Source organism: Streptomyces sp. NPDC020965 (genome assembly GCF_044333555.1).
Classification (GTDB): Bacteria; Actinomycetota; Actinomycetes; order Streptomycetales; family Streptomycetaceae; genus Streptomyces.
In genome coordinates, this window is record NZ_JBIRRE010000016.1 from 154094 (window position 1) to 180355 (window position 26262).

The following is a 26262-nucleotide window of genomic DNA, read 5'->3' on the forward strand; positions in this document are numbered from 1 at the left end:
ATCGGAAGGTCAGGGGTCGCGGTGTTGATCGTTGTCCGACGCCGGGTCAGGATCGCGGCCGTGGTCATCGGCGAGGTCGTCGACCGACGCCGGGTCAGAGGTTGCGGCGGTAGTCATCGGCGAGGTCGTCGTCCAGCAGGGCGGCGGTGAGTCCGGCGATGCCGAAGTGGGCGGCGGCGATGGTGCCCCCGGAGGGGAGCAGACCGGCCAGTTCGCGGGGTTCGTCCTCCCACAGGCCGGCGCGGATGACCGCTTTGGCGCAGTGCAGATATGCCTGTTCGACCTCGACCACGGTGGCCAGCCGGGCGGGCCGGCCGCGGGATTCCAGCATGGGCAGGAGGTCGGGGTCGTCGGTGGGGTAGGCGCGGCCGTTGACCCGCAGGGTCTCCGCGTAGCCGGGCACCAGGAAGAGCAGCCCCACGCCGGGGTTCTCGGTGATGTTGGTGAAGGTGTCGGCGAGCTGGTTGCCGGGGCGGTCCGGGATCAGCAGGGTGCGGTCGTCCAGGACGCGTACGAATCCGGGGTGGTCGCCGCGCGGGGAGCAGTCGGTCCCGCCGGCGAGATCGGCGGAGGCGACGCAGCAGAACGGCGAGTGGGCGATGAAGAGCCGGCAGTGGTCGTCGAGCCGGTCGAGGACCTTCTGCCGCATGACCGGCTCAGGGGTGCCGATGATCTCCCTGATACGGGCCAGGTCGATCCGCCGGGGGCGGGTGGGCGCGGGTGTCGTGGTCACAGCTCCAGCTCCAGTACGGGGGTCAGGGCGCGGGACACGCACGGGTACATCACCTCGCTCCTGGCCCGCTCGGCCGGGTCGAGGATGTGGTCGCGGTGGTCGGGGGTGCCGGCGCGGACGCCGACCTCGCAGCTCCCGCAGATGCCCTCACGGCAGGAGCCGTGGACCTTCAGGCCGGCGGCGAGGAGCGCGTCGAGCACGCTCTCGTCGGCGGGTACGGCGACGGTGGCGCCGGACTTGACGCAGCGCACCTCGACGGGGCTGTTGTTCTCGGTGGCCGCGGTGGTGTCGGGGGCCTTGAAGCGTTCGACGTGGGCGTGCAGGCCGTCCGCCTCGGCGCAGAGTCCGGTCAGCGCGTCGAGCAGGCCGCCGGGTCCGCAGCAGTAGACGGCGACGGGGGCGTCGCCCGGGGCCGGCCGGGCCTCGGCGAGGGCGTCGGCCAGCGGGAGCCTGCCCCGCTCGTCGTGGGCCCAGACGCGTACCCGGTCGCCGTACGGGGCGAGTTCGGCGAGGAACGCCATGGACGCCCGGCCGCGTCCGCCGTACAGCAGGTTCCAGGGGACGCCCCGTCGCTCCGCCTCGTACAGCATCGGCAGGATGGGCGTGATGCCGATGCCTCCGGCGACGAAGAGATAGCGCGGGGCGGGCAGCAGGGGGAAGTTGTTGCGGGGGCGGCCGGCCGCGATGACCGTGCCGGGGCGCAGGAATCGGTGGAGGTACTCGGAGCCCCCACGTCCGCGCGGTTCGTGGAGCACGGCGACACGGTAGGTGTCGTGGTCGGTCGGGTCGCCGCAGAGCGAGTAGTGGCGTTCCGTGCCGGTGGGCAGGGTGAGCCGCAGATGGGCCCCGGGCCGCCAGCCGGGCAGGGGCGCGCCGCCGGGGTCGGCCAGGGTGACCGACAGGACGCCCTCGGCCTCCCAGCGCAACTGGGTGACGCGCAGCCGTAGGTCGTCCCCGGCGACCGCGGGCGCGGCGCTCACCGGGCGCCCTTCCGTTCGTGGACGGGAACGCCCTCGACGAGGGTGAGATCGACGCGGGTGTCGGCGATCGACGCGACGGGCTCGTCGAAGGGGTCACGGTCGAGCACGACCAGGTCGGCGTACTTGCCGGGGGTGATGCTGCCGGTGACCCGGTCGAGGTGGTTGATCCAGGCTCCGCCCGCCGTGTACGCGCAGAGGGCGTCGGCGAGCAGCAGCCGCTGACCGGGGAGGAAGGGGGATCCGGCGGTGTCGCCGGGGGCGGTGCGATTGACCGCGACATGGATGCCCGCGAGCGGGTCGGCGCTGGAGACTGGCCAGTCGCTGCCCGCGACCAGGGTGGCGCCCGCGGCGCGCAGGGCCCCGAACACGTACTGGCGTGCGGCGCGTTCGGTACCGAGGAAGGGGATGGTCAGTTCGGCCATCTGCTCGTCGTGGACGGCCCACAGGGGCTGCATGTTGGCGGCGGCGCGGAGTCGGCGGAAGCGCGGGACGTCGTCGGGGTGGACGAGCTGGATGTGTGCCAAATGGTGGCGGTTGTCTCCCTGGTGGCCAGGGCCGGGGCCGGGCGGGTGGTACGGGCCGGGGGCGGATGGTGCGCCGGTACGGCGGCGGACGGTCCCGGCCGCCTCGACGGCGTCGAGTGCCTCGCGCACGGCCCGGTCGCCGATGGTGTGGAAGTGCACCTGGAAGCCGGCGCCGTCGAGCGCGGTGACCGCGCGGTTGAGGTCGGCGGGGGTGAGGTAGCTGTGCCCGCTGGTGTGGCCGGGTGTCCCGTCCCGGCCGGCTCCGCGCAGATAGGGGGTGAGGAGGGCGGCGGTGAAGTTCTCGCAGACGCCGTCCTGCATCACCTTCACGGTGGTGGCGCGGAAGCGGCCGAGATGGCTCCGCTCACGGCGTTCGACGAGTTCGGGGAGTTGCTCGACGCCTCGTTCGCGATCCCACCAGAGGGCTCCGGTGACCCGGCCGGTGAGCCGCCCGGAGCCAGCCAGGCTCAGATAGGCCGTCAGCGGGTCCGGGTAGCTCAGATACGCGCCGATGAGGGCGTCCTGCCAGCCGGTGACGCCGAGGGAGTGCAGATGCCGCTGGCCTTCGAGGAGGGCCTCTTCGTACTCGTACGCGGTGATCGCGGGCAGTCGCCGGGCGACGAGGTCCGCCGCGCCCTCGTGCAGGGTTCCGGTGGGCGTGCCGGTGCGGTCGCGTTCGACGCGGCCGTCCGGGGGGTCCGGGGTGTGCCGGTCGATCCCGGCGAGCGCGAGGGCACGGCTGTTGACCCAGGCTCCGTGCCGGTCGCGGTTGAGCAGGAAGACCGGGCGATCGGGTACGGCGGCGTCCAGCGTGGCCCGGTCGGGGGTGCCTGACGGGAAGTGGTCCATCGACCAGCCGCCGCCGACGATCCAGGCCAGGTCGGGGTGGCGGGCGGCGTACGCGGCGACCAGCCGGGCGCATTCGGCGGGTCCTGTCGCGTCGAGCAGATCGCAGCGGGCGCGTTCGAGGCCGCCGAAGACCGGGTGGGCGTGGGCGTCCACGAAGCCCGGTACGAGCAGCCGTCCGGCCAGATCGATCGTCTCGGTGCGGGGGCCGATCAGGGCGCGTGCCGCGGCGGTGCCCACGGCCGCTATCCGTCCGTCGCGCACGGCCACCGCGTCGGTCCAGGAGCGGGCCGCGTCGCCGGTGAAGACCGGACCGCCGGTGAGCACCAGATCGGCCGGGGCGGTGGCGTGCGCGGCGGGCCGCTGCGGCTGGATGCGGATATCGGTCAAGGGATCGGCCCGTTCCGTGCGAGGGGGTTGCGGCAGGGCTGGTGGCTCCGAGGAAACACCTCCGACGAACACCATGTCAATGCCTTGGACTAAGCCTTTGTCAACAGCGTCCGGTAAGCTGGCGCTCACCAGACGTCACGAGGATTGGGCGAAGTGAGATGAGGAACCGGTGACCACATCCCCCGGCCGCACCACCCGGCGACCCCGGCTCCCCCGGGGCGCGCTCACCCCGGAGCGCATCGTGGACGCCAGCCTGCGCCTGCTGGACGAGCAGGGCGCCGACGGCTTCACGATGCCGCGCCTGGGCAAGGCCCTCGGTGCCGACCAGACCGCGGTCTACCGGCACTTCGCGGGCAAGGACGAGATCCTGCTGGCCGTCGCCGATCGCCTCCTCGAAGAGGCGTTCGACGGATTCTCGGCACAGCCGCACTGGTCGGACACGCTGGCGGATGTGTGCCGCCGGGTGCGCGGCGCCTATCTGGCCCATCCCGCGGCGGCGGCCCTCTCCGGTCCGCGCACCACCCGGCGGAGCGCCGAGATGCGGGCGGCGGACGCGGTGATCGGGGCCCTCGGCGACGCCGGCTTCAGCCCGGCGGAGGCCGCGCTGCTCTACCGGGTCGTCGCGGACTTCGCCCTGTTGTGGTCCGGCGGGGAGGCCGCCTTCCACAGCCTGGACGCCGAGACGAAGGCGCATGAGGCGGACGGCTGGAACCGCGCCTACCGGGCCGCGGACCCGGCGGAGTACCCCCATATCCACCGCGTCCGCGACCGGCTGTTCGAGGTCGACTCCGGGGACGTCTTCGAGACGGCGCTGCGGCTGCTGCTGGACTCGATGGAGCGCCGGGCCCCGGACGCGCCGGGGGCCGCCCGGGGGTGACCCGGTCCACCTCGGGCGGGGGTCACTCCCGCGCCCGGGGCGGACCTCCTGACTCACACGGGGGTCACTCCCGCGCCGGGGATCGGGCCTACTGCTCGCGCAGGCCCCAGGGCGAGCCGTACTCGGTCAGCAGATCGAGGAAGGGCCGCGGCGCGAACGCCTCGGGGCCGAGCACCCCGGCACCGCTCCACACCCCGGTCGCGAGCAGTTCCAGGGCCACCACCGGGTTGACCGCGGTCTGCCAGACCACCGCCTGGGAGCCGTACTCGCGCATCGACCACTCGTTGTCGACCACGTGGTAGAGGTAGACCTCACGCGGGCGTCCGTCCCGGGTCCCCTTCACCCACGTACCCGCACAGGTCTTGCCGCGCATCCGCTCACCGAGCGTCGCGGGGTCGGGCAGACAGGCCGCGACCACGTCCCGCGGGGAGACCCGCACCGGCCCGACGGCACCGGCGTTGACCGTGACCGGTTCAGTGCTGTCCAGGCCCAGTGTGCGCAGGGTCTTCAGGACCTCAATGAACTCGCTCCCGAGACCGTACTTGAAGGTGACCCGGTCCGCCTTGACCCAGCGCGGGATCAGCAGCACCTCCTCGTGCTCGACATTGACGCACTCGACGGGTCCGATCCCCTCGGGGAAGTCGAAGACCTCGGGCTCGCTGAACGGTTCGGTGGTGAACCAGCCCCGCCCGGTCTCGTAGACCACCGGAGGATTGAGACACTCCTCGATCGTGGTCCAGATGCTGAAGGAGGGGGCGAAGTCATACCCGTCGACGGTCAGATCGGCCCCGTCACGGATGCCGATCTCCTCGATCTCATCGAACAGTTCATCGGCCGCGTACCGCGCGAAGACATCGGAGAGGCCCGGCTCGACCCCGCATCCGACCAACGCGGTCCGTCCGCTCGCCTCCCACTCCCGCACCCGCGCGAACTGTTCGTCACCGAGTTTGACCCCGCACTCCTTGTGCGGGCGTTCGGGATGCGGCCGGGAGAGCGACATGGCCATGTCCAGGTAGTGCGCACCGGACGCCAACGCCGCCTCGAAGAGCGGCATCACGAACCGCGGGTCGGTGGCGTTGAGCACCACGTCGCAGCGGTGCTCGGTGAGCAGCGCCGCGACCGCGTCCCGGTCGGACGCGTCGACGCGCGCCGCGCTGAAGCGGTCCGTCGCCGCCCCGAGGGCGGCGACGGCGGCGTGCGCGCGGCCCGGGTCGTAGTCCGCCACCACCATGTGATCGAAGAACGGGCGCCGGGCGGCGATCCTGGTGATCGCGGTGCCCACTCCTCCCGCGCCGACAAGCAGAACTCGCATCGCGTCATCCACTCCATCAATCGGCCGGTGGGCCGGTCGGGGTCGTCGTGCCTGAGGCCAGATACAACGCGGGCGGGTCGGCTAAGGTCAACGGTGTTGGCATAAGAGTTCCCGGCGTGGCGGGGCCGCCCGGGGGCACTCCCCCGGCGAGAGGGACGGGTCATGGCCAAGAAGGTCGTACCGGAGACGGCGCGGAAGCGACGGCGACCCACCCGTACGGGCACCGTGCTCTCGGAGCGGCTCATCGTGGAGACGGCGCTGCGGCTACTCGGGCACCACGGCGGCGCGGGCCTGACCGCGCGGCGGCTGGGCGCGGCGCTGGGCGCCGATCCGAGCACGGTGTACCGCTACTTCCGGGGCATGGACGATCTGACGCTGGCCATCGCCGATGAACTGATCGGGCGGGCCGTACGGGGCTGGCGGGTGCGCGGCGAGTGGCGGGCGGACCTGCGCGAACTGGGGCTGCGCCTGCACTCGGCGTACCTCGCCCATCCGCAGGCCGCGGTGCTCGCGGCGAGCCGCATCACCGGACGGGCCAATGAGACGGCCACGGTCGAGGCGATTCTGGGGCTGCTGCGCACGGCCGGGTTCGCGGATGGGGAAGCGGTGCGCGTCTACCGCAGTCTGGTCGATCTGAGCCTGGCCTTCGCGGCGCTGGACAGTGCGGCCCTGGCGCTGCCGGAGACGGTGCGCGATGCCGACCGGGAGATGTGGCGGGACACCTGCGGGCGGCTGCCGGCGGCAACCCATCCCCATATCGCGGCCACCGCCGCGCCGTTGGTGGCGTGTATGAACGGCAGTGCCTATCCGACCACGCTGGACATGCTCCTCGACAGCGCTGCCGGCCGGCTGTCCCGGACCGGCTGACCGGGACCTGCGGGGGGGCCGGGGCGGTCCGGCACCGGTACCCGGTGCCGTCTGCCGTCTGCCGTCTGCCGTCTGCCGTCTGCCGTCTGCCGTCTGCCGCTACAGCGGAACGCGCGCGATCAGGGCGGCCAGCAGCGCGCAGGCGGCGGCCCCGGCCCAGAAGCGCGGGGAGCGTGCGTCGTCGACGGCCTCGGGCGGCGTGCCGGCCTTGCGGAGGCCCATCTCCACGAGCGGGGCGACGCCCACCGCCACGTACACCCTGATCACCGTCTCCATCAGGGACCGGTCGTCGTCGGTGGGCAGCAGCAGGAAGGCCAGCACGAATCCGGCGGTGACGGCCGACTCCAGCTTCCAACTACGGCCGTTCCGTACGACCAGCACGGCCTGGGCGACCAGGAGCAGGATGAATGCGGTTTGGAACACGATCACTGATGCGTCCTCACTTACGGAAGTCCGGTGCGATCCCGGGGAGTTCAAGGATACGGACAAGACGAGGCGCGGAGAGGGGGCCGGCAGGACCGGCCCCCTCCCCTCAGCCCGCTACTTCTTCCAGCGGTTGACCTTGATCTTCGGGTACATCACCCATGACCAGAATCCCTTTTTCTGCCAGATTCCGATCGTGATCTTGACGCCCTTGCTCTTGGGCATCGCGTTCTTCAGTTTGATCTCGGCGGCGAACCACCGGGTCGCACCTCCGATGGCCTCCAGTGCCAGGCCCGCGATCTTGGCCCACATGGACGGCATGATCAGGCCGACCCGGCCGAAGGCCGACGCCACGCGCGCGCCCGCGTTCAGGGCCTTGGCCAGCTTCTTGGCCGTCTTCTTCTTGACGTGCCAGACCTTCTTCTTCTTCCAGCGCTGGCCGTCCAGGTCCTGCGAGTTGACCGGGTCACCCGGGTACGCGTAGCGGCTGAGCGAGCCGCCGGGGACCGGGTCGGTCTGCAGGAAGCGACCGGTGGACGGCGAGTAGAGGCGGACGCCCATCAGCGTGGAGCCGCTCTGCGTCTCCGAGGAGCGCTGGTGACCGCCGGCCCAGCCGTACCGCGCGGCGGTGGAGCCCTCGGTCCGGTTGCCGTACTCGTCGGTGCGCAGCACCACGGGCGCCGCGCCGACGGCCGCCGGGAGCTGCACCGAGACATCGCCGTGCAGGTTGAGCAACTGCAGGACGAGGCCGCCGGTGTTGTCCGTCGTCGCGGTCAGCCGGCCGCTGAGCCCGTTGACGTAGCGGGTGACGGTGCCCTGGGCGTTCTCGGCGGTCCAGGTCGGGTTGTCGCCGGCGTTGTAGTGGTTCACCTTGGACTCGGTCTGTGTCCAGGTGCCGTCCGTGCCCTTGGCCTCCACGGTCCACGCGGCGAGACGGCCGGCGGCGTCGAGGTTCCAGGTCTGGCGACGGTCGCCGACGGTCTCGCTGCGGACCAGGTCGTTGGCGTGGTACGTCAGCTGCGCACCGGCCGGCGTCGCGGTGGTGCGGCCGAAGGCGTCGTAGGCGTAGCCGCTGTCGACGATCCGGTCGGCGCTGTCGTAGGTGTACGGGGTGGTGGTGGAGCCGGTTCCTCCCTCGGAGCAGTCGGCGGTCGTCAGCCCGGTGCGGTTGCTGTTGGCGTCGAACGCGTAGGACCTGCTGGTGCACAGGGCGTCCGCGGTGTCCTTGGCGGTCACGAGCCGGCCAGCGGCGTCGTAGCCGTACGCCGTGCTGGTGGCGGTGCCGTCGGACTGGTTGTGCCCGGCCTGCTGCGCGTGCGCGGTGAAGCCGGTGGAGTCGGCCAGCAGGGCCGTGCCATCGGCGGCGGCGTACCTGCGGGCGGTGGTGTTGCCCGCCGGGTCCCGCTCCACGGCCAGGGTGATGGCCCCGGGCAGGGACTCGGTGGCGAGTTCGCCGTCCGCGTCGTAGGTGCCGGTGAAGGCGCCCGCGACCGAGTCGGTGACCTTGGTGGTCAGACCGCGCGGCTCGACGTTCGCGTCGTAGGCGTACGTCGTGGTGGACGGCGCCGAGTCGGTGACCTGGACCGGCCGGTCCAGGCTGTCGTAGGCCGTGGTGACGGTGTTGCCACTGCCGTCGGTGGTGCTGATCCGGCGGCCGAGCGCGTCATAGCCGAACGCCACGGTGGCACCGGCCGAGGTCTCCGAGGCGACCTCGCCGTTCTGCGGGTTGTAGATCGTCGTGGTCGCCGGTACCGGGGTGCCCACGCCGCCGGTGACAGCGGCCGTGGTCTGCCGACCGGCCGTGTCGGTGGTGATCGTGGTGGTGCGGGTGGTGCCGTTGGCGGTCTCGGTCAGCGTGGCGACATTGCCCCAACGGTCGTAGCCGAAGGTCTTGGTGACCAGTTCGGCCGGGTGGGAACCGCCGCCGGTGACCGCTCCGGCCGGACTGGTGCGGCACACCAGGCCGACCCAGGCGGGCTTGCCCTCACAGGCACCGGTACCGGTCGCCGACCAGTAGTCGGTCACGGTGGTCAGCGCGTCATTGCCGGCGGAGCGCCCGGAGGTCTCCCGGGTCTTGCGGCCCGACGCGTCGTAGGAGGTGGTGGTGGTGACCGCCAGGCCGCCGGGGTCGACGACGCTGCGCGTCGCCTGGCCCGAGGTCCAGTCGTAGCCGGTCGCCGTGGTCCGCCGGTCGGCGTCGGTGGCGAACCCCTGTACGGCGGCTCCGGTGACCGTGGTGGTCACCAGGTCCTGCACCGCCGCGTTGGCGGGACGGCCCTCGTCATAGGTGTTGACGGTGTGCGTACGGGCCGGGACCTCACTGCCCGCGGGCAGTGTTCCGGCGGCGGTACCGCCGGTCAGCGCGCGCTCCAGGGTGACCAGGTGCAGCGGGCCGAACTCCTCGGTCTCGCGGCGCCCGTCCGCGCTGTACACGGTGCGGGTGGAGAGCTGCTCGGCGCGCTCGGCGACGGTCGCGTCGATGATGCCGAGCCGGGTCAGCTTCGCCTTGGCGGCGTCGGTGGCACCGACGGCGAGGGCGCGGTTGCCCGCGGTCAGGGAACGCTCTTCGGAGCCGTAGTGGTTGTAGTCGACGGAGTCGATGTGACCGCCCGGCTGCGCGGTGTTGACCTCACGGCCCGACGCGTCGGCGTACACGATCGTCGCCCGCTTGTACGCGTCCGCGGCCAGCGAGGTGCCGACGTTGGATGCGGGGACCTCGTCCGCCGGGAAGACGGCGGTGGCCTCGACCGGGGCGTCGCCCTGGCCCCAGGCCGCGACCGAGGCCGCGTTCATCTGGTACGGGGCGTTGGCGCCCGACACCGGTACCTGGTAGACGACCGTGGTGACGGCGTTGCCGCCGTCGGTCCCGGTGGCGCTGCCCTGGGTGAGGGTCGGCCGCGAGGCGGACAGGAGCATCCCCTCGCCGGCGGTGACCTCGGTGCCCGCCTTGCCGTACCGCAGGGTCCACGGCAGCTCGCCGGGCTCGCCGAGCGAGGTGAGCCGGCCCGCGGCGTCATAGGCGTACGTGGTCTTCAGCGCGGGGCTGATCCGCGGGTCCCACACCTCGCGCAGCCGCCCGGAGGCGTCGTACGCGTACTGGGAGACGATCTCACCCGTGGCAGCGGTCGCGCCGGGGGAGGTCGCCCACAGCCTGAGCTGGGCGACCTGTCCGGTGTAGCTGCCGAACGCGGTCGCCGTCGCCGTGGTGGCGGGGGCGTACACGTACTCCAGGACACGGCAGCCGTTGGTGGTGGGCGTGGCCTGGCAGGTGGCCACGTCGACGGCCGACGAGGCACCGATCAGATACTTGGGACGGAACTGGACCGCGCCGCCCACGGTGACCTTCTCGGAGACGACTGTCGTGGTGGAGTCGTTCACCGAGAGGGCGGTGGTGGCCAGCGTCCAGGAGGCCGCCGCCGCGTCGACCTTGCGGAAGACGTTCACGGTGCCGCCGGTGTCCTTCAGGGTGAAGGCGCCGGTCAGCGAGCCCGTCAGGGTCAGGTCCTCGGAGCCCGTCTCGGACTTCCAGCCGCCACCGCTGGTCGCGGTGAAGGCGGTGGCGACGCCCTCGGCGTCCAGGATCTCGACCGAGGTGGCCGATGTCCTGCGCACCACGGTCCAGTCGGTGCCCGCGTCCTCGGCGCTCACGCCGGAGGACCAGTTGGGGCCGAAGATCGCGGCCTGGCCCTCCTGGACCTCCTGCGCGACCGGCTGGCGCGAGGAGTGCGAACGGTCGGCGGAGAGACCGAAGTCGTCCGCGTCGGTGTCACTGAAGGTGAAGTTTCCGGTCTGGGCGTTGACCGCGCCGGGACCCACCTCAAGGCTCGGCGCGTTGCCCGCCTGCCGGTCCAACGTGACCTCGACGACCTGCGAGTTGTACTTGGTCGCCGTACCGGCGTCGAAGACGGCCCGCAGTTCGAGCACGCCGTCCTCGGCCAGCGAGGCGGCGGCGTCCCAGACCAGCGGAGGGGCGGTGCCGGAGGTGACCGTGGCGGGCCAACTGACGGCCCCGCCGGACGCGGTGGTGACCTGGGCGGTCGGCACGACCTTCCAGGAGTCGGTCTCGCCGCGCCGGTACTCGTACGTCACGCCGGTGTACTCGGCCTTGCCCTTGGCCTGCAGGGCCACGCGCCGCGCCGTGTCGTCGCCGTCGGACGGCGCGATGACGGCAGCGCCGTCGGCGCCGACCCCGAAGCTGTAGCTCGTGATGTCGGGAGAGAGGTTTCCGCCGGAGTCGACGGTCTTGGCGCGCAGGGTGTGCCAGCCGTCGGCCGGGTTGATGGAGATGGTCAGCGGGTGACCGCCGGTCCCGTGGACGGTGTTGTCCACCCGGTTGGGCAGGTTGGCGTCGTCCAGACCCCAGAGATAGCCCTGACCGTCCGTGGTGGGGGTGTCCAGGGTGCAGGTCACCGGGCCGCTGGCACGGGCCGTCCAGGTGTCCTTGGCGTAGGTCTCACAGGTGATCGCGGGCGCGGCCGGCTTACCGGTGTTCACGCCGAACGGCATGTACCCGGTCCACGGGCCGTAGAAGGTCCCGTCATACCCACGCACGCGGTAGCGCAGCTTCGGCCCCGACGGCAGCTTGTTGGCCGTGGGGATGGTGAAGGTCGCGTTCGACCCGGAGGCCACGGCACCACTGGTACCCGTGTAGGTGTACGTGGTGTCGTTGTACGCCGGGTCCGGGGATATCTCGAACTGGGCCCTGACCGTGGCGCCGTCGGGGTCGGTGACCTTCGCGGACAGCGTCGGCGTCAGCGAGGTCACGTACCGGATGCCGTTGTAGGCGTTGACGGCGGACGGCGAGATCGCGGATGCGGTCGGGGCGCCCGGGTACGAGTCGTAGGTGACCGTCAGGTGCGGCTCCTGCGCGTGGTCGCCGCTGACGTAGTTCGCCGAGCGGAAACGCCGCCAGGTCAGCGAGTCGGTCTCGCTGGTGCCCCGGATCTGCAGACCGTGGTTGGGCTGGCCGTCGGTCCACGCCTGCACGATCGCGTCGATGTCGAAGTCGACGGGGCCGGCCGGGCAACTGGAGTTCCAGCCCTTGGCGGCGGTGTTGGTGATCGCACCGACGTCGGTGGTCGCCGGCTGCGCGCCCCAGGTGATCGTGGAGGAGTTCCAGTCACCGGTGATGCGCCGCACCTGGGTGCCGGAACCGGTGGTCTGGCAGGTCGACGAGTAGTACGACCAGAGGCCCAGGTTGGTGTCGTTGATGCGCTTGCCCTTGAAGGCCGACACATCGAACTTCACATACGCGCGGGCCTTGGTCGTGCCGCCGTCGTAGGTACCGGACTTCAGCTCGTCCGACGACACCTGCGAGTCGGGGAAGTTGGTCGCCACCCAGGTGTCGGTGGAGGCCGCGAGCGTGGAGGTCGGGTCGACCGTGACCGGGTAGGTCAGGTCCTTGGTGAAGTACTTCGGATCGGGCGTCAGGACGAGGGTCTGCTTGCCGTCCTTCGCCGTCTCGATCTTCGCGGGGACCCGGGCCAGGTGCTTGGACTCACCCGAGCGCGGGTCCTTGGAGGAGTCCCACATCATCGGCGCGGGTGCCTCGGCGACCAGCTTGCCCGCGGAGTCCTTGAGCAGCAGGCGCCCGCTGGGCGCCTCGGACAGCTTCAGCCCCTTGGTCTCGACCGGGATGCGGTACTCGACCGGTGCCGTGGGTGCCGTGGCCAGGTGCACGTTCTGTGAGAAGCCCTGCGGCAGCGCGGTGACGGTGAGCGTCTCACCGCCGCCGAGTGCGTACGCGGCGGTGTCACCCGTCAGCTTCGGCGCGGGGAGCTTCTTCTCCCAGCCCATCGCGAAGCTGCGCCCGCTGCGGCCGACGGAGGCGAGCTTCGCGTCACCACCGTCCGAGACCGCAATGTCCGCCGTCGTGGTCCGGGGCTTTAGGTCGGCGCCCGCGTCCGCGAGTGTGGTGTCGATGTCCTGCCAGGTACCGCCGCGCTTGACCCGGACAGGCGCCGCGTACACACCGGCCTGCATCTGTCCGTCGGGCAGCACATAAGTGGACGAGGTGTCGGTACGCGCCGACAAGACCTCGATCTTGCGCTTCTGCAGTCGGGCCATCAGCCGGGCGGACGCCTCGTCCTGCGCCACGGCGGGACCCTTGGCCGCGGCCTTCTCGGCGGCGGCACGAGCACTGGGCTGCTGCGGGGTGAGCGCGACGGCCTGGCCGGTGACGGCGACCATCACGGCCGTCTCGGCGGCCAGTACGGCGGCGACCGCACAGGCGATCATGCGCAATCGTTGCCGGGCCGGTCTGCGTCTGCCCGACGGTTGGGATCTGTTGGACACTGTCCCCTCCCACATCTTTGTCTGTGCCATGTCACTTCTGTATCGGCAGACACAATCCCTGATCTTCACCGTTTCGTCACTACCGTTGTGAAGTCGCCCGGGGGGACGGGGATTTACCCCGAGTCAACGAAATTCACGGGTTTACGGCGTCGAAGTCCAGGTGATGGGTGTATCACGCAGTGATCGGCCGTGATCAGACTGTCGCGATCCGGATCCGCGAGGCCGATCCAGCGAGAGCAAGGATTCTTCACGCCGAAACTTGGCTGAAAATTCGGGACCTATTGACACCCCGTCAGATGTCGCCGCGACCGGATCGGAACGGAGTGCGCGTTGCCGAGGAGGTACGCGTTGCCGAAGAGGTACGCGCGGCCCGCTCAGGGATCCCGGTCCGTGGCGTCGTCCGACGTGCTGTCCGTCAGAACCGCCCGGTGCGGGAGGAGGGGCCACGCCGTGCACCCCGTCCGGCTCGGCACCTGAAGTCGGTACGTCACATCGCGGGCCACACCGCCCGAGGCCGGATCGCGCTCCCCCGCGGCTGGCAGCTCGGACGGGGTGCTCGGAGGCCACGGGGACAGGGCGTGGCCCAGCGAGGCGGTGCCCCGGGGCTTCGGCGCGATCCCGTCGTAGAAGACGTCGTCCTGGAACGGCAACGACCGGCCGACCGTCCCGGCCCGCCGCACCGGGACGGGTGTCGCCCGGATCCGGTCGCGGGCGAGCCGCCATCCGACGTCGGAGGGCGACCACCACGCGCGAGACCGTCTCGGGTCCCGGTGGCGGTCGCCCCTCGCGCCGTCTGCCCTCCGGGGGCAGGCCGTCAGACCGTCTGCGGCCCCATGAGCCGGACGAGCAGGTCGTCGAGGCCGACCAGTCCGGTGAGTCCGCCCTCCGCGTCACGCACGACGGCGAGGGAGGCACGGCGCCGGCGGAGCTGTTCGACGGCGTGGGCGACGGTGTCGGTCGTGGCGAGTTCCGGTACCGGGCGGGCGAGGTCCTGGGCGGTGATCGCCCGGCCCCGGGCACGGGCCACCAGGGCGTCACGCGCGTGGACCGAGCCGAGCACCCGCTCGCCGGCACAGACGATGAGGCGGGAATGGCCGGTCTCGGTGGCGCGGACGAGGATCGCGTCGAGGTCGGCGCCGGCCGGCACCGTCACGATCTCGTCAGCCGGCACCTGCAGGTCCGCGACCGGGGTCTGGGGCTCGGTCAGCGACCGCGTGATGAGTTCGGAGTCGGCCTTGTTGATCAGCCCGAGGCGCTCGGACTCCGCGACGAGGTGGGTGAGCTGTTCGCGGTTGTGCACGGCGGCCAGCTCGTCGCGCGGCTGGACCCGGCACATCCGTACGAGCACGTTGCTGACCTTGTCGAGCACCCGGATCAGCGGGTGCACGATCTTGACCATGGCCCGGAAGGGCGGGGTGAGGAGCATCGCCGAGTGCTCGGGATGGGCGATCGCCCAGGACTTGGGCGCCATTTCGCCGAGCACCATATGCAGGAAGACCACGACGATCATGGCGAAGGCGAAGGCGATGCCGTAACTGAGTCCCGGCGGCAGGCCGAGGTCGACCAGAAGCGGATCGATCTGGTGGGAGATGGCGGGCTTGGAGATGGAGCCCAGCCCCAGGGTGCAGATGGTGATGCCGAGCTGGGCGCCGGCGAGCATCAGGGACAGCTCGCGCATACCGGCGAGCGCGGACTTGGCGCCGCGTCGCCCTTCGGCGGCCGCCTTCTCCATGCGGTGCCGTTTGGCCGCGACCAGCGCGAATTCGGCGGCGACGAAGAACCCACTGCCGACCAGCAGCAGGACAGTGACGAGGAGTGCGATCGGGAAACTCATGTCCGGGCCTCCCCGGCCGAGCGTCCGACGCGCTCGACGCGCACGCGCTCGGGAACATGGCGGTCGAGGCTCAACACCTCGATGTCCGCGCGGTCGCCGTCCGGCAGGTCGACGGTGAGGCGGTCCCCGATCGTCGGGAAGCGGCCGAGCCGGTCCACGATCAATCCGGCCACCGTGTCGTAGTCCTCCTCTTCGGGCAGATCGACGCCGATGGCGTCCTCGACCTCGTCGATGCGGCGGCCGGCGTCCACCAGCCAGCCGTTCCCGTCGGCGACGGCGAGCTCGACGACGGTGTCGGTCTCGTCGGCGATATCGCCGACGAGTTCTTCGGCGATGTCCTCGTAGGTGACGATCCCGGCGAGGCCGCCGTGTTCGTCCAGCACGACCGCGAAGTCGTCGTCCCGCTCCCGCATCCGCGCCACCGCCCGGGGCAGCGGGAGCGTGTCGGGCAGCAGCAGGGGCCGGCGGGCCGTGTCGCCGGCGGTGGCGTCGTCGAATTGGGCCGCGGGGAGCCGCATGAGTTCGCGTACGCCGAGGACGCCCGTGACGTCATCCGGGTGGTCGCCGAGAACGGGGTAGTTGGAGTGGCCGTACCGGGCGATCAGTTCGACGGCCTCGGCGGCGGTGGCGCCTTCCCGCAGGAACACCGCGTCGACGCGCGGCACCATGACCTTGTCCAGCGTACGGTCGGAGAACTCGATCGCGTGATCGAGGAGTTCGGCGGTCTCGACGGGCAGCCGCCCCTGTTCGTGCGACTCACCGACCAGGTGACTCAGCTCCTCCAGCGTCGCCCCGTGGTGCAGTTCCTCGACCGGCTCGATGCCGATTCCGCGCAGCAGTCTGTTCGCCGCGCCGTCGAACACGCGCACCACCGGACCCACGACCTTCAGATAGAGGAGGGTGGAGGAGGCGAGGGCCTTCGCGAGCCGCTCGGGGACGGCCAGGGCCAGGTTCTTCGGGGCCAGCTCGCCCAGCACCATCTGCAACACGGTGGCCAGCACGAAGGCGAGGACGACGGAGATCGCCGACACCGCGCCGTCCGACAGGCCGAGGCCGTCCAGCGCGGGTTTGAGCAGGGTGGACACGGAGGGCTCGGCGAGGAAGCCGACGACCAGTCCGGTGACGGTGATACCGAGCTGGGCACCGGAGAGCATGAAGGAGAGCCGTTCGAGCACCTTCACCGCACGGGCGGCGCGCTGGTCGCCCGCCTCGGCCTCGCGCGCGAGGGCGAGCCGGTCGGCGGCGACGTACGCGAACTCCTGGGCGACGAAGTAACCGGTGCCGACGGTCAGGACGAAAACGGCCAGCAGGCCGAGCACGGCGCTCACCGGCGGCTCGATTCGACCGGATGACAGCGGGGCGGCCGGGGACCGCGCCCCGGGGCGCGGGGGTCCGTCGGACTGGCGGACAAGTCGGTGCTCCTTCATGGAATGGACATCAGGATCGAGTATCGGTGCATACCCCACGGGCCGCACGGCCTCGCGTTCTACAGACATGTAGAAAACACAAGGGGTGGCCCGAAAGTTCCCGACCAGCCGGGATGCGTCCCGGGGCCAGCCATGAGACGTGGCCACCGCACCCCGACTGGGCCCCTCCGCCGGCCGAGAGCCGCCTCGCCCTGAGGTGGCGGCAGCCGTACCGTCGCCGCGGCCCCTACCGTCCGGGCCGGGGTGCGCCCGCGGCGCTCGGCACTCAGACCCGGAGAGCATACGGCGTCCCCGATCGCCGCAGTGGCGGCCTTCGGGCCGGCGGGCGGGGGCCGGGTTCCCTGTCCACGGAACCGGGTGGCCCGGTGGCGATGAGTTCCCGGCGGTCTTACGGTCCGAACAACAGAGGCAGCGGAGCGAACCGCAGCATCGGCGACGAGGAGGATTCCATGCCCACGGTCACGCCCAATCTCTGGTTCGACACCCAGGGGGAGGAAGCCGCGCGGTTCTACGTCTCGGTCTTCCCCAACTCCAAGATCACGAATGTCTCGCACTACGGGGAGGCCGGACCGCGCCCGGCCGGCACCGTGCTGACGGTCGACTTCGTTCTCGACGGCCAGCCGTACACCGCGATCAACGGTGGCCCCGAGTTCACCTTCACCGAGGCGATCTCCCTCCTGATCAACTGCGCCGATCAGGAAGAAGTCGATTACTACTGGACCAAGCTGTCCGAAGGCGGCGAAGACGGCCCTTGCGGCTGGCTGAAGGACAGGTACGGACTGTCCTGGCAGGTCGCCCCCGTCGCACTCGGCGAACTGCTCGCCGACCCGGACGAACGCCGTGCCCAGCGTGCGATGCGGGCGATGCTCGGCATGAAGAAGATCGACGTGGCCGCGCTCTACCGGGCGGCCGACGCCGAGGCGTAGCAGCGCGTCCGCCCCGCGGGCGCTCCGCCCGGGGGCGACTCTGCGTCCGCGACCGAGGCGCCGCCGCGCCTACCGCGCCCGCATCAGCAGCTGCCCCCCGGCTGGGGGAACCGCTCATCCTCACCGGGCTCGCGCAGCATGCGGCCCACTTCGACGAACCCTGCCGCGCGGGCCGGCTCGGCGAGGTCGTCGAGGCGAACGCGCCGAGCACCGCGCGGTCCAGGGACCCTGGCTCGCTCGGTCACGCCGGGGGCAGCACCAGAGGGTTCGCGGTGAGGCGAACCGGCTCCGCGAGTGCGGCCTCATAGGCGGGGCGGGCGAAGAGGTACGGGCCGATGGCCAGCTCGCCCCACTCCTCGCGGAAGGGCTGCCGGAAGCCCGACCAGACGACGGTCGCCGGGGTGGCGGTGATCACCGCCAGCAGGGGCCAGCAGCCCCAGACACCGCAGGAGCAGCCGAGCACCGGGGTGGTGTTGGCGGAGGGATAGGCGAACTCAGGACCGGGGTCACCGAGGAAGTGGCGCCCGGGGTCGCCGATCATGTCGAGGGCGAGACCGTCGTGCTGGCTGAGCAGGAAGCGGTCCTGTTCGGCCGGGGAATCCTCCTCGTGTTCCCGGCGCCAGAGAGCGCGGGTGGCCCGAGCGGCATACACCCGCAGATCGACGCCGTCGATACGGAAGCCCCACCGGAGATCGGACGGCCCTTCACCGCTGGGATAGGTCAGGAACTCGATGCGCCGCATGCTTCCTCATCCTGCAGGGCGTCGACGGGCCGCGCGACCACTTTGGCCGGTTCGGACGGTGCCCCTGAGGCCCGGGCACGGCACCAGAGCTTCCGCTTCCGGTGGCGGCGTCCGGATTCCCGGACCATCGCGGAACACCGCCCGCGCCCGGTCCCCGCACGGTCCCGCGGCTGAGAAACTCCGGCCCCCACCCGGGGGCGTCGCACCGGTCGGGGCACGAGAAGGCGGCGGAGGCACCGGTCAGCGCGAGCAGCGCGAGCAGCGCGAGCAGCGCGAGCGCTGCCGCATGTGTACAGTCGGCACGCCTCCGGCGGGTCGCCCGGACTCCCGGGGCGGCCTTCCCCAACCGGCCAGGTGGAGTCATGACGAGCACAGACAACGAACCAGAGCTGCCCCCCGAACGCACCGCGCCGCACCAGCTACCCCTGGATGAGCGCAAGCAGCGGATGCGGCGACGGCTGGAGCGCCTGATCGGCATCGCCGCCACGGAAGGCAACGCCCTGCTCCCCCTGCGTAACGGGGACGAGATCTTCGCGGCGATGCTGGAGAGCATCCGCGCCGCCGAGTACACCGTGGACATGATGACCTTCGTGTACTGGCGCGGGGAGATAGCCCGCCAGTTCGCCGAGGCCCTCGCCGACCGGGCCCGCAGCGGGGTGCGGGTGCGGCTGCTGCTGGACGGCTTCGGTAGCCGGCTCATCGAGCAGGACCTGCTCGATCTGATGGACCGGGCCGGGGCCGAGGTGGCGTGGTTCCGCAAGCCCCTGTACCTCTCCCCGCTCAAGCAGAACCACCGCTGCCACCGCAAGGTGCTGGTCGTCGACGAGTCGGTGGCCTACACCGGAGGGGTGGGCATCGCCGAGGAGTGGTGCGGGAACGCCCGCGACGAGAAGGAGTGGCGCGACACCCACGTACAGGTGCGGGGTCCCGCCGTGGACGGCGTCGCCGCTGCCTTCGCGCAGAACTGGGCCGAGTGCCATGACACCCTCTTCGACACGCGTGATCGCTTCATCGACCACCCGCCGCAGGGCGACGCCGTGGTGCAGGTCGTCCGGGGCTCGGCGAGTTTCGGCTGGCAGGACATGCAGACCCTGATCCGGGTCATGCTCGAATCGGCCCAGGAACGCTTCCGGCTCGCCACCGCCTACTTCGCGCCCGACGCCTACTTCATCGATCTGCTGTGCGCGACCGCCCGGCGCGGCGTCGAGGTGGAGATCCTGCTGCCGGGACCCCACACCGACAAGCGGGTCTGCCAGCTCGCCGGCCAGAACCACTACGAGGAACTCCTCGCCTGTGGCGTGAAGATCTTCCACTACCAGCCCACGATGATGCACGCCAAGGTGATCACCGTCGACCGGATCGCCGCCCTGATCGGCTCCACGAACTTCAACCGGCGCTCGCTCGACCACGACGAGGAGGTGATGCTCACCGTCCTCGACGAAGCCTTCACCGCCACCCTGGACCGTCATTTCGACGAGGATCTGCTGGCCACCGAGCGGATCGAAGAGGGGCGCTGGAAGAGACGGTCCGCCGCGCAGCGGATGCGGGAGGCGGCGGTCGCCCCCATCCGTCGCTTCCTGTAGCCCGCCGGCTCCCGTACCGGAAGACCGCGCTCCCCGGGCAGCACGCCTTCCGTACGGGTGCCCCAGGGCGGCGGGGGCGTCCCTTGCACCGTGACTCCGGGGACGCCGGCCTCCGGCACGCACGGTCGCAGTCGCAGTCGCATCATCGTTCCTTCGCACGAGTCTCGCTCAACCTCTTGCGCGGGCGCCGAGTTGTCTGCCAGATTCTCCGCAGCCAGACATGACATGGACGCAACAAGCCCACCCAGCCGTGCGTCCCCGTATACCTGCACATCCCCGCAGGCTCCCCATCCCCCACACGACGGAGAAGACTGTGCGCATCACCAGACTCGTTCCCGCGCTCGTGGCCGCCGCGCTCTCGGTGCTCACCCTCGCCCCCACCGCCTCGGCGCAGACGCCGGCGGAGAGCGCGCCCCGCGTCGCGGCGGGCACCGCGGCCCTGCCGATCATCGGTGGCGGCCTCGCCAGCAACGCCCCGTGGGCGGCCCGCCTGTTCTCCAACGGACGGCAGACCTGTAGCGCCTCGATCATCGCGCCCACCTGGATCCTCACCGCGAGGCACTGCGTCAGCGGCGGCGGACTGTCGTTCCGCATCGGCAGCCTCGATCAGAGCAGCGGGGGCACCGTCGCCAACGCGACCGGCGTCTACAACCACTCCTCCTCGGACCTGTCCCTGGTCAGGCTCGACCGCTCGGTCTCCGCGACCTACTCACGGCTCGGCCAGCCGGGCTCCGTCTCGGTCAACCAGACCGTGCAGGTCTACGGCTGGGGAGCCACCTCCCAGTGCGGCTCGGAGGCCAACTGCCAGTCCCGCTACCTGAAGGTGGCCAACGTCATCGTGACCGGCCAGTGCCGTGACGCCTACAGCGGGGCGGCGATCTGCGCCCGGCGCGGAGACGGCATCACCGCGGGCGGTGACTCCGGCGGCCCGATGATGGCCAACGGCATCCAGGTCGGCGTGGCATCCACCAGCGACCGGCAGACCACCACCGCGTACACGAACCTGACCGCGTACCGCTCCTGGATCCAGAGCATCGCCGGCGTCTGACCGGCACCCCTCCCCCCGGTGGATGATCGCGGGGAGGACGTACGAGGGGTGGGGACCGGCCGCCGAAGTGCGGGTCTCCACCCCTTCGGCGTCCCCGGAACCCACCGCCCGCCGCTCCAGCAACTCCGCACCGCCGCTGCCGACCGCCCGCTTGAGGCCCACAGCATGGCGCCGTACGCGGACGAGAGGGCGCCACCACCCGGCCGGCGGGGGGTCGACGGCCATCTCCCCCGGCCCGTCAGACCTTGGCGCGGCCCGTCTTGTACAACTGGGCCGCGGCGGCGGCGATATCGCGCTCCGGCGTGGGCTCACCGGCACTGGCCAGGGCCACATGGGCGCCGGTGACCTGGCCGAGCATGCTGTGGTCCACCCAGACGCACATCGGCATCCGGACGGACTTGGGCCCGTCCCCCTTCTCCCCGGTCGCGGCCCGCACCATCTGACACTTCATCAGCGCGCCACGGAAACCGGCCGGCTGCACCGCGACCGGGCTGCCGAGCATCTCCATCCCTTCCCCCTTGCCCGAGCTCTTCATCACCGCGAAGTACCGGTCGAGCGTCCGCGCGGGATCGGAGACCTCACCCCACAGTCCGATGAACGTGAGGGACTTCTGGTTCGCCTGATCCGTCTTCGCTCCGGACAGGTACTCGGCGCCGACCTCGGTCGGATTGCCGATCCCCAGCGCCTCGACCTCCCTCAGGTCCGCCGAGGACAACTTGTCCTCGGCGTCCCGCTGCTTCTTGTACTCCCCGACAGTGGCCGGGGCGGCCAGCCGGTAACCCTTGGTGTCGTCGGCCACCAGGCTGTTCTCGCCGCCGCTGTCACCGCTCTTCCCGTCGCCGTCGTCAACGGTGCCGCCGAGCCACGCGAGGCCCGCGCCGATCACCGCGAGACCGGTGACCACGGACACGGACACGATCAGCGCGGTCCGCCGCTTCTTCGGCGGTGGCGGCGGGAGTGGGGAGCCGGGGTACACGGGCGGGCCGCCGTACGCGCCGGGCTGCGTCGGATAGCCGTAGCCGTCCCCCACGGGCTGCTGCGGCTGCCCGTAGGGCCCCGGCCCATACCCCTGCACTGGGGGTTGAGGCGGTCCGCCGTACGGTCCCGGCTGGTTGTGCGTCATCGCTGGGTTCCCCTCCAGAAATCGGTCCGCACACCGTAACGGCGCCCTTCATGGGCATGACGACTAACAAGCCACTGATGCGGGCCGGCGCCGGCCCCTGCACGGACGACGGCCGAGCCGCGGGCCGTCTCCGCTACCCGGTCCCGGCCGGCGGGTCGGCCAGTACGCCCCGGAGCAGGCCGGTGGCCTGGCCGACCTCGATGAGGTACCCGTCCGGGTCCCGCAGATAGCAGCGCAGTTCGGCCTTGCGGTCGATCGGCGGGGTGAGGAATTCGGCGCCCCGCTCACTCCACAGCCGGTGACAGGCGTCGATGTCGGCGACCCGGATGTTGAGGAAGCTGGTGGCGGTGGCCGGATCCGTGGGCGGCCGGAGGGTGATGCCGGGCTTGTCCGGTGTGGGGCCGCCGCCGGGGTTCATGATGAGCCAGCTGTTGGCGAGCTTGACGATGCACGGGTTCTCGGCGAGGACCACCTGTCCACCGAGCACCTCGGTGTAGAACGCCCGGGACCGGGCCACATCCGCCACGGTCATGAAGTGGGTGAGCAGCAGTCCGGCGTCAGGGGCCGGGAGGTCTTCGTGGCGCATCCCAGTCACCCCGCCGTCCTGGGGCTCGCCGCGGGAGTGAGGTGAGTGCTGTGCATGGGGCAGCCTCCAGAGCCGCTGGAACCCGTATCCACCCCCTCCTCTCATCATCGCCCCGCGCCCGTCGGGACGAAAGCGGGGGACGCCCGAAGCGGCACCCCCGGCGAGCGGAGGGGACGGGAGGCTCACCGCCGGGGGGGCCTGCGAGTGACACAGGTCAGCGAAACACCCGCGGACGGTCGGCAGGACCCACCGACACTCGGCTTCCACCGGACCGGGGCCGCGCGGAGACGCCTCCGGGGCCGGGATTCCCGGCCCCGGAGGCGTTCTCCTTCCGACTCCTTCCGACGGCTTCAGACACCCCGCGGAGCGAACTCCAGCATCGTCAGTCCCGCGTCGAGCGCGACCGACGAGCGCAGGGCCAGCCCCGCGTCCGCGCCGAGCCGGGTGAACTCGGCCTCGGTGCGTTCCTTCGCGCCGAACAGCACCATCATCTTCAGGTCCATCTCGGTGAACTCCAGGAGGTCGTCCTCCTCGGCCCCGGCCCGGTCGATGACCAGAACCCGACCTCGCGGCCCGGCCGCCTCGGCGCACCGGGTCAGGATCCGGCCGGCATCGGAGTCGTTCCAGTCGTGCAGGACGTGCGCCAGCAGATAGACGTCCGATCCCTCGGGGAGGGGGTCGAAGAAGCTGCCCGGCGCGAACGACACCCGGTCCTCCGGCCCCGCCAGCCCGGCCCGCGCACCCTCGACGGTGGCGGGCAGGTCGACCAGCGTCCCACGCAGATGGCCGTGGGCGTCGAGCAACCCCTTCAGCAGGGTGCCGTTCCCGCCGCCGACGTCGGTCACCCGCCGCACCGGGGTCCAGTCGTACCGCGCGGCCGTCTCGGACACCCAGGTGGCCGCGTCGCTGCTCATCATCCGGTCGAACAGCTCCGCCTGGCCGAGCGCGTTGATGTCCTCCCAGAACGGCCGGCCGTAGGTGCTCGCGTAGCCGGCCCCGCCGGTCCGCACCGACTCGAGGAGACCGCTGGAGTACACGGCGTCGAACCGTCCGCCCAGCCCATCCAGATCCAGCCAGATCCGCAGGCCCATCGGATGGTCGTCCAGCAGGGGCGCGGCCGCGTCGTTCAGCCCGTACTCGCCCGGGGAACTTTCGGTGAACACCCCACGGCAGGCGAGGAACCGCAAGAGTCTGCCCAGCGCGTCCTCGTCGGCATCGGCCTCGGCGGCCAGCGCGGCCACGGATTTGGGCTGCTCCCGCAGCCGGTCCGCCAGCCGTAGCGTGGCCGCCACCCGCGCCGCCCACGGCGCCACCGCGTCGACCATGCCGCCTAATACCAGAGTCTCGGATTCGAACTTGTCCTCGAATTCATCAGTAGACGAAGGCATGGTGCGTTTATAGCAGGCATACGACTAATGCGGTATGGCGTCTACACGAGGGACAGCCGACCATGGCCTGATCCATGTGCCGTCACCGGGAGCCGCGTGGATCGGCTCGGCCAACTCCCGTACGGAGCCGGCCATGGGGTCTTCACGCGGATGCCCAGCGCTCCATATCCCCTGGCACACAGTCCTGTTCGTCAACCATGGACCCCACAGGGCCGCCTTCCCCCTCCCCGCCGGAGTGAACACGCTGTACTCCGTACGGATCAGATCCCGTGGGGCGCCCCCATCACCGGGGCCGAGCGGCCGTAGACCGTCGGCATGACGTCACCCTCCCCCTTCACCGGCCCGCACCACGGGCGCAGAACACTCCTCGCATCCGCCGCCGGTCTCGCCGCGGCCGCACTCGGCGGCGGCGCGGCACCCGCCTCGCACGCCACCGCGGAGAGGGCACAACAGCCGCCCGACAAAGTCGAGTACGTCGTGATCGGGTCCGGCCCCGGAGGAGGCAGTGTCGCCGCCAACCTGGCCGAGGCCGGCCATTCGGTACTGGTCCTGGAGGCCGGCCCGGCCGACGGCAACGAGACGTACTACGACGTCCCCGCGCTCCACCTCAAGGCCGCCCGCGACCCCGAGGTGAGCTGGGACATGTGGGTGCGCCGCTACACCGAAGACGCGGCGCACGGCAGCCAATGGGTCGACGGCAAGGGCCTCCTGTACCCGCGGGCCGCCACCGTCGGGGGCTGCGCGGCGCACAACGCCATGATCATGATGTATCCGGAGCACAAGGACTGGTCCGCCATCCGCGATCTCACCGGGGACACCGGCTGGGACCCCGACGTCATGTGGGACACCCACTGGAAGAAGGTCCTCTCCTGGCAGCCGGTGGAACGGCCCAGCCCCCTCCTGGCCCTGCGGGACCTGTTCCTCGACGAACTCTTCCTGGCCGCCACGACCGAGCCGCTGCCCCCGGGGGCCGTGGCCTCCCTCCTCGACGGCGACGTCAACTCCCGCTCCCATGTGGACCGTAGCGCCCAAGGCGTCTTCATGACACCGATGACGGCCCACTCGGGACGCCGTCACACCGTGCGCGAGCGCCTGCTCGACGTGCGCTCCCGGTACGCCGCGAACCTATCCATCGCCACGGACGCGCTCGCCGAACGCATCGTCTTCGAGGAGCGCCACGGCGAACTCCGCGCCACGGCCGTGGAGTTCCTCTCGGGACGGCATCTGTACGGGGCGTTCGCCGACGCGCACACCCTCGCCGACGCCGAACGGGCCGCGCTGCGGCGCACCGTACGGGTGACCCGCGAAGTCATTGTCGCGGGCGGCGCGTTCAACAGCCCCCAACTGCTGATGCTCTCCGGTGTCGGCCCCCGGGACCATCTGGCGGAGCACGGCATCACCCCGCTGCTCGACCTCCCCGGCGTGGGGAGCAATCTGCAGGACCGCTACGAGGTCTCGGTCGTCTCCGAGATCGGCGGCGAGCTGGCCGCCATCCGGTCGTGCACCTTCCGCGACCGCGACGATCCGTGTCTCACCGAGTGGCGCACCGCACCGCTACCCGCCGCCACGCCCTACGGGTCGAACGGAGTGGTCGCCGGCATCAAGCGGCGCGCCTCGAAGGGCGCGGCCCATCCGGAGCTGTTCGTCTTCTGCGCGCCGGGGAACTTCTTCGGATACGTGCCGCGCTTCGACGAGCTGGCCGTACGCGATAAGCGGCACTTCACCTGGCTCGTCCTCAAGGGATACACGACCGACCGGGCCGGGACCGTGCGTCTCGCCTCAGCCGATCCGACCCGGCAACCCGCCATCAACTTCCGCTTCATGGACGACGGAAGGGGCGGCGACGCGGATGTCTCCGCCATCGTCGAGGCGGTCCGCTCGATCCGCGGGATGAACCGGCGGGTCGGCCTCCTCGACTCCGTCCAGGAGCGACTGCCCGGCGCCCGGGTGTCCACCGACGCGGCGCTGGCCGCCTGGATCCGCCGCGAGGCGTGGGGGCATCACGCGTCCTGCACGATGGCGATCGGACCGGCCGGGAGCCGTGCCTCCGTACTCGACGGCCGGCTGCGCGTGCACGGCACGGCCAACGTCCGCGTGGTGGACGCCTCCGCGTTCCCCCGCATCCCCGGCCTGTTCATCATGGCCCCCACCCTGGTGCTCGCGGAGAAGGCCAGTCAGGACATCCTGCGGGACGCCGTTTGAGGCCCTGATCGAGGAGCCGCGGGGGGGGGGGGGGGGGCCCCCCCCCCCCCCCCCCCCGGGGGGGTGGGGGGGGGGGGGGGGGGGCAAAGAACCACACCAAAAATAATGAGATAAAAAACCCCCAACGACAAAACCGGAGTGAAAAAAAATAAACCAA

19 protein-coding genes are annotated in these 26262 nt (G+C 71.3%); 6 read left to right on the plus strand and 13 right to left on the minus strand.

Going from position 1 to position 26262, the window contains the following annotated elements:
- Positions 1-94: 94 nt before the first annotated feature.
- Genes ACH4S7_RS34195 through ACH4S7_RS34205 form a run of 3 tightly spaced genes read right to left on the minus strand, consistent with a single transcriptional unit; the run spans position 95 to position 3548 of the window.
- The gene (locus ACH4S7_RS34195) at positions 95-733 is read right to left on the minus strand and encodes an MSMEG_1061 family FMN-dependent PPOX-type flavoprotein (RefSeq protein WP_398525287.1); all 639 of its coding nucleotides are present in this window, start codon (positions 731-733) and stop codon (positions 95-97) included.
- Positions 730-1713, minus strand: coding sequence for a PDR/VanB family oxidoreductase (locus ACH4S7_RS34200; protein WP_398525288.1), 984 nt, complete (start codon positions 1711-1713; stop codon positions 730-732). Before ACH4S7_RS34200 ends, ACH4S7_RS34195 begins: the two co-directional genes overlap by 4 nt.
- Positions 1710-3548 (minus strand): amidohydrolase, encoded by a 1839-nt coding sequence (locus ACH4S7_RS34205; RefSeq protein ID WP_398525289.1) that lies wholly within the window; start codon positions 3546-3548, stop codon positions 1710-1712. The genes ACH4S7_RS34200 and ACH4S7_RS34205 overlap by 4 nt, the downstream gene beginning before the upstream one ends.
- Positions 3549-3642: 94 nt before the next feature.
- Here ACH4S7_RS34205 and ACH4S7_RS34210 point away from each other — a divergent pair, with 94 nt between their 5' ends.
- Positions 3643-4350, plus strand: a complete 708-nt coding sequence (locus ACH4S7_RS34210; protein ID WP_398525290.1) for a TetR/AcrR family transcriptional regulator — start codon at positions 3643-3645, stop codon at positions 4348-4350.
- An 88-nt stretch (positions 4351-4438) separates the two neighbouring features.
- Here the strand turns inward: ACH4S7_RS34210 and ACH4S7_RS34215 are convergent, their stop codons facing one another.
- Positions 4439-5662: a saccharopine dehydrogenase family protein gene (locus tag ACH4S7_RS34215; protein WP_398525291.1), complete on the minus strand. Its 1224-nt coding sequence runs from the start codon at positions 5660-5662 to the stop codon at positions 4439-4441.
- 162 nt (positions 5663-5824) lie between these two features.
- Between ACH4S7_RS34215 and ACH4S7_RS34220 the strand changes: the two genes are divergently transcribed.
- The gene (locus ACH4S7_RS34220) at positions 5825-6529 is read left to right on the plus strand and encodes a TetR/AcrR family transcriptional regulator (protein WP_398525292.1); all 705 of its coding nucleotides are present in this window, start codon (positions 5825-5827) and stop codon (positions 6527-6529) included.
- 99 nt (positions 6530-6628) lie between these two features.
- Here the strand turns inward: ACH4S7_RS34220 and ACH4S7_RS34225 are convergent, their stop codons facing one another.
- The 5 genes from ACH4S7_RS34225 to ACH4S7_RS34245 form a co-directional block, all read right to left on the minus strand.
- On the minus strand, positions 6629-6958 hold the full coding sequence (locus ACH4S7_RS34225; RefSeq protein ID WP_398525293.1) for a hypothetical protein: 330 nt from the start codon (positions 6956-6958) through the stop codon (positions 6629-6631).
- Between the two features lie 111 nt (positions 6959-7069).
- The gene (locus ACH4S7_RS34230) at positions 7070-13189 is read right to left on the minus strand and encodes a DNRLRE domain-containing protein (protein ID WP_398525294.1); all 6120 of its coding nucleotides are present in this window, start codon (positions 13187-13189) and stop codon (positions 7070-7072) included.
- Between the two features lie 431 nt (positions 13190-13620).
- A complete protein-coding gene (locus tag ACH4S7_RS34235; RefSeq protein WP_398525295.1) occupies positions 13621-13926 on the minus strand; it encodes a hypothetical protein in 306 nt (101 codons plus the stop codon).
- A 134-nt stretch (positions 13927-14060) separates the two neighbouring features.
- Entirely contained in the window at positions 14061-15080 is a 1020-nt protein-coding gene (locus tag ACH4S7_RS34240) for a hemolysin family protein (RefSeq protein WP_398525296.1), read from the minus strand.
- Complete coding sequence (locus ACH4S7_RS34245; protein ID WP_398525297.1) at positions 15077-16408, minus strand: hemolysin family protein; 1332 nt, start codon at positions 16406-16408, stop codon at positions 15077-15079. The genes ACH4S7_RS34240 and ACH4S7_RS34245 overlap by 4 nt, the downstream gene beginning before the upstream one ends.
- Before the next feature lie 548 nt (positions 16409-16956).
- Here ACH4S7_RS34245 and ACH4S7_RS34250 point away from each other — a divergent pair.
- Complete coding sequence (locus ACH4S7_RS34250; RefSeq protein WP_398525298.1) at positions 16957-17433, plus strand: VOC family protein; 477 nt, start codon at positions 16957-16959, stop codon at positions 17431-17433.
- A 241-nt stretch (positions 17434-17674) separates the two neighbouring features.
- Here the strand turns inward: ACH4S7_RS34250 and ACH4S7_RS34255 are convergent, their stop codons facing one another.
- Complete coding sequence (locus tag ACH4S7_RS34255) at positions 17675-18175, minus strand: hypothetical protein (protein WP_398525299.1); 501 nt, start codon at positions 18173-18175, stop codon at positions 17675-17677.
- A gap of 362 nt (positions 18176-18537) precedes the next feature.
- Between ACH4S7_RS34255 and ACH4S7_RS34260 the strand changes: the two genes are divergently transcribed.
- Positions 18538-19758 carry a phosphatidylserine/phosphatidylglycerophosphate/cardiolipin synthase family protein gene (locus ACH4S7_RS34260; RefSeq protein ID WP_398525300.1) on the plus strand — a complete coding sequence of 407 codons (1221 nt, stop codon included), beginning with the start codon at positions 18538-18540 and terminating at the stop codon, positions 19756-19758.
- A gap of 313 nt (positions 19759-20071) precedes the next feature.
- Positions 20072-20806 carry a S1 family peptidase gene (locus ACH4S7_RS34265; protein WP_398525301.1) on the plus strand — a complete coding sequence of 245 codons (735 nt, stop codon included), beginning with the start codon at positions 20072-20074 and terminating at the stop codon, positions 20804-20806.
- Positions 20807-21044: 238 nt separating this feature from the next.
- Here ACH4S7_RS34265 and ACH4S7_RS34270 read toward each other — a convergent pair whose 3' ends face one another.
- From ACH4S7_RS34270 to ACH4S7_RS34280, 3 genes are all read right to left on the minus strand, one after another.
- Positions 21045-21929: a hypothetical protein gene (locus ACH4S7_RS34270; RefSeq protein WP_398525302.1), complete on the minus strand. Its 885-nt coding sequence runs from the start codon at positions 21927-21929 to the stop codon at positions 21045-21047.
- A 133-nt stretch (positions 21930-22062) separates the two neighbouring features.
- The gene (locus ACH4S7_RS34275; protein WP_398525303.1) at positions 22063-22515 is read right to left on the minus strand and encodes a VOC family protein; all 453 of its coding nucleotides are present in this window, start codon (positions 22513-22515) and stop codon (positions 22063-22065) included.
- A gap of 350 nt (positions 22516-22865) precedes the next feature.
- Entirely contained in the window at positions 22866-23903 is a 1038-nt protein-coding gene (locus tag ACH4S7_RS34280) for a methyltransferase (RefSeq protein WP_398525304.1), read from the minus strand.
- Positions 23904-24218: 315 nt separating this feature from the next.
- Here ACH4S7_RS34280 and ACH4S7_RS34285 point away from each other — a divergent pair, with 315 nt between their 5' ends.
- Positions 24219-26105 (plus strand): GMC family oxidoreductase, encoded by a 1887-nt coding sequence (locus tag ACH4S7_RS34285; RefSeq protein ID WP_398525305.1) that lies wholly within the window; start codon positions 24219-24221, stop codon positions 26103-26105.
- Positions 26106-26262: the final 157 nt, after the last annotated feature.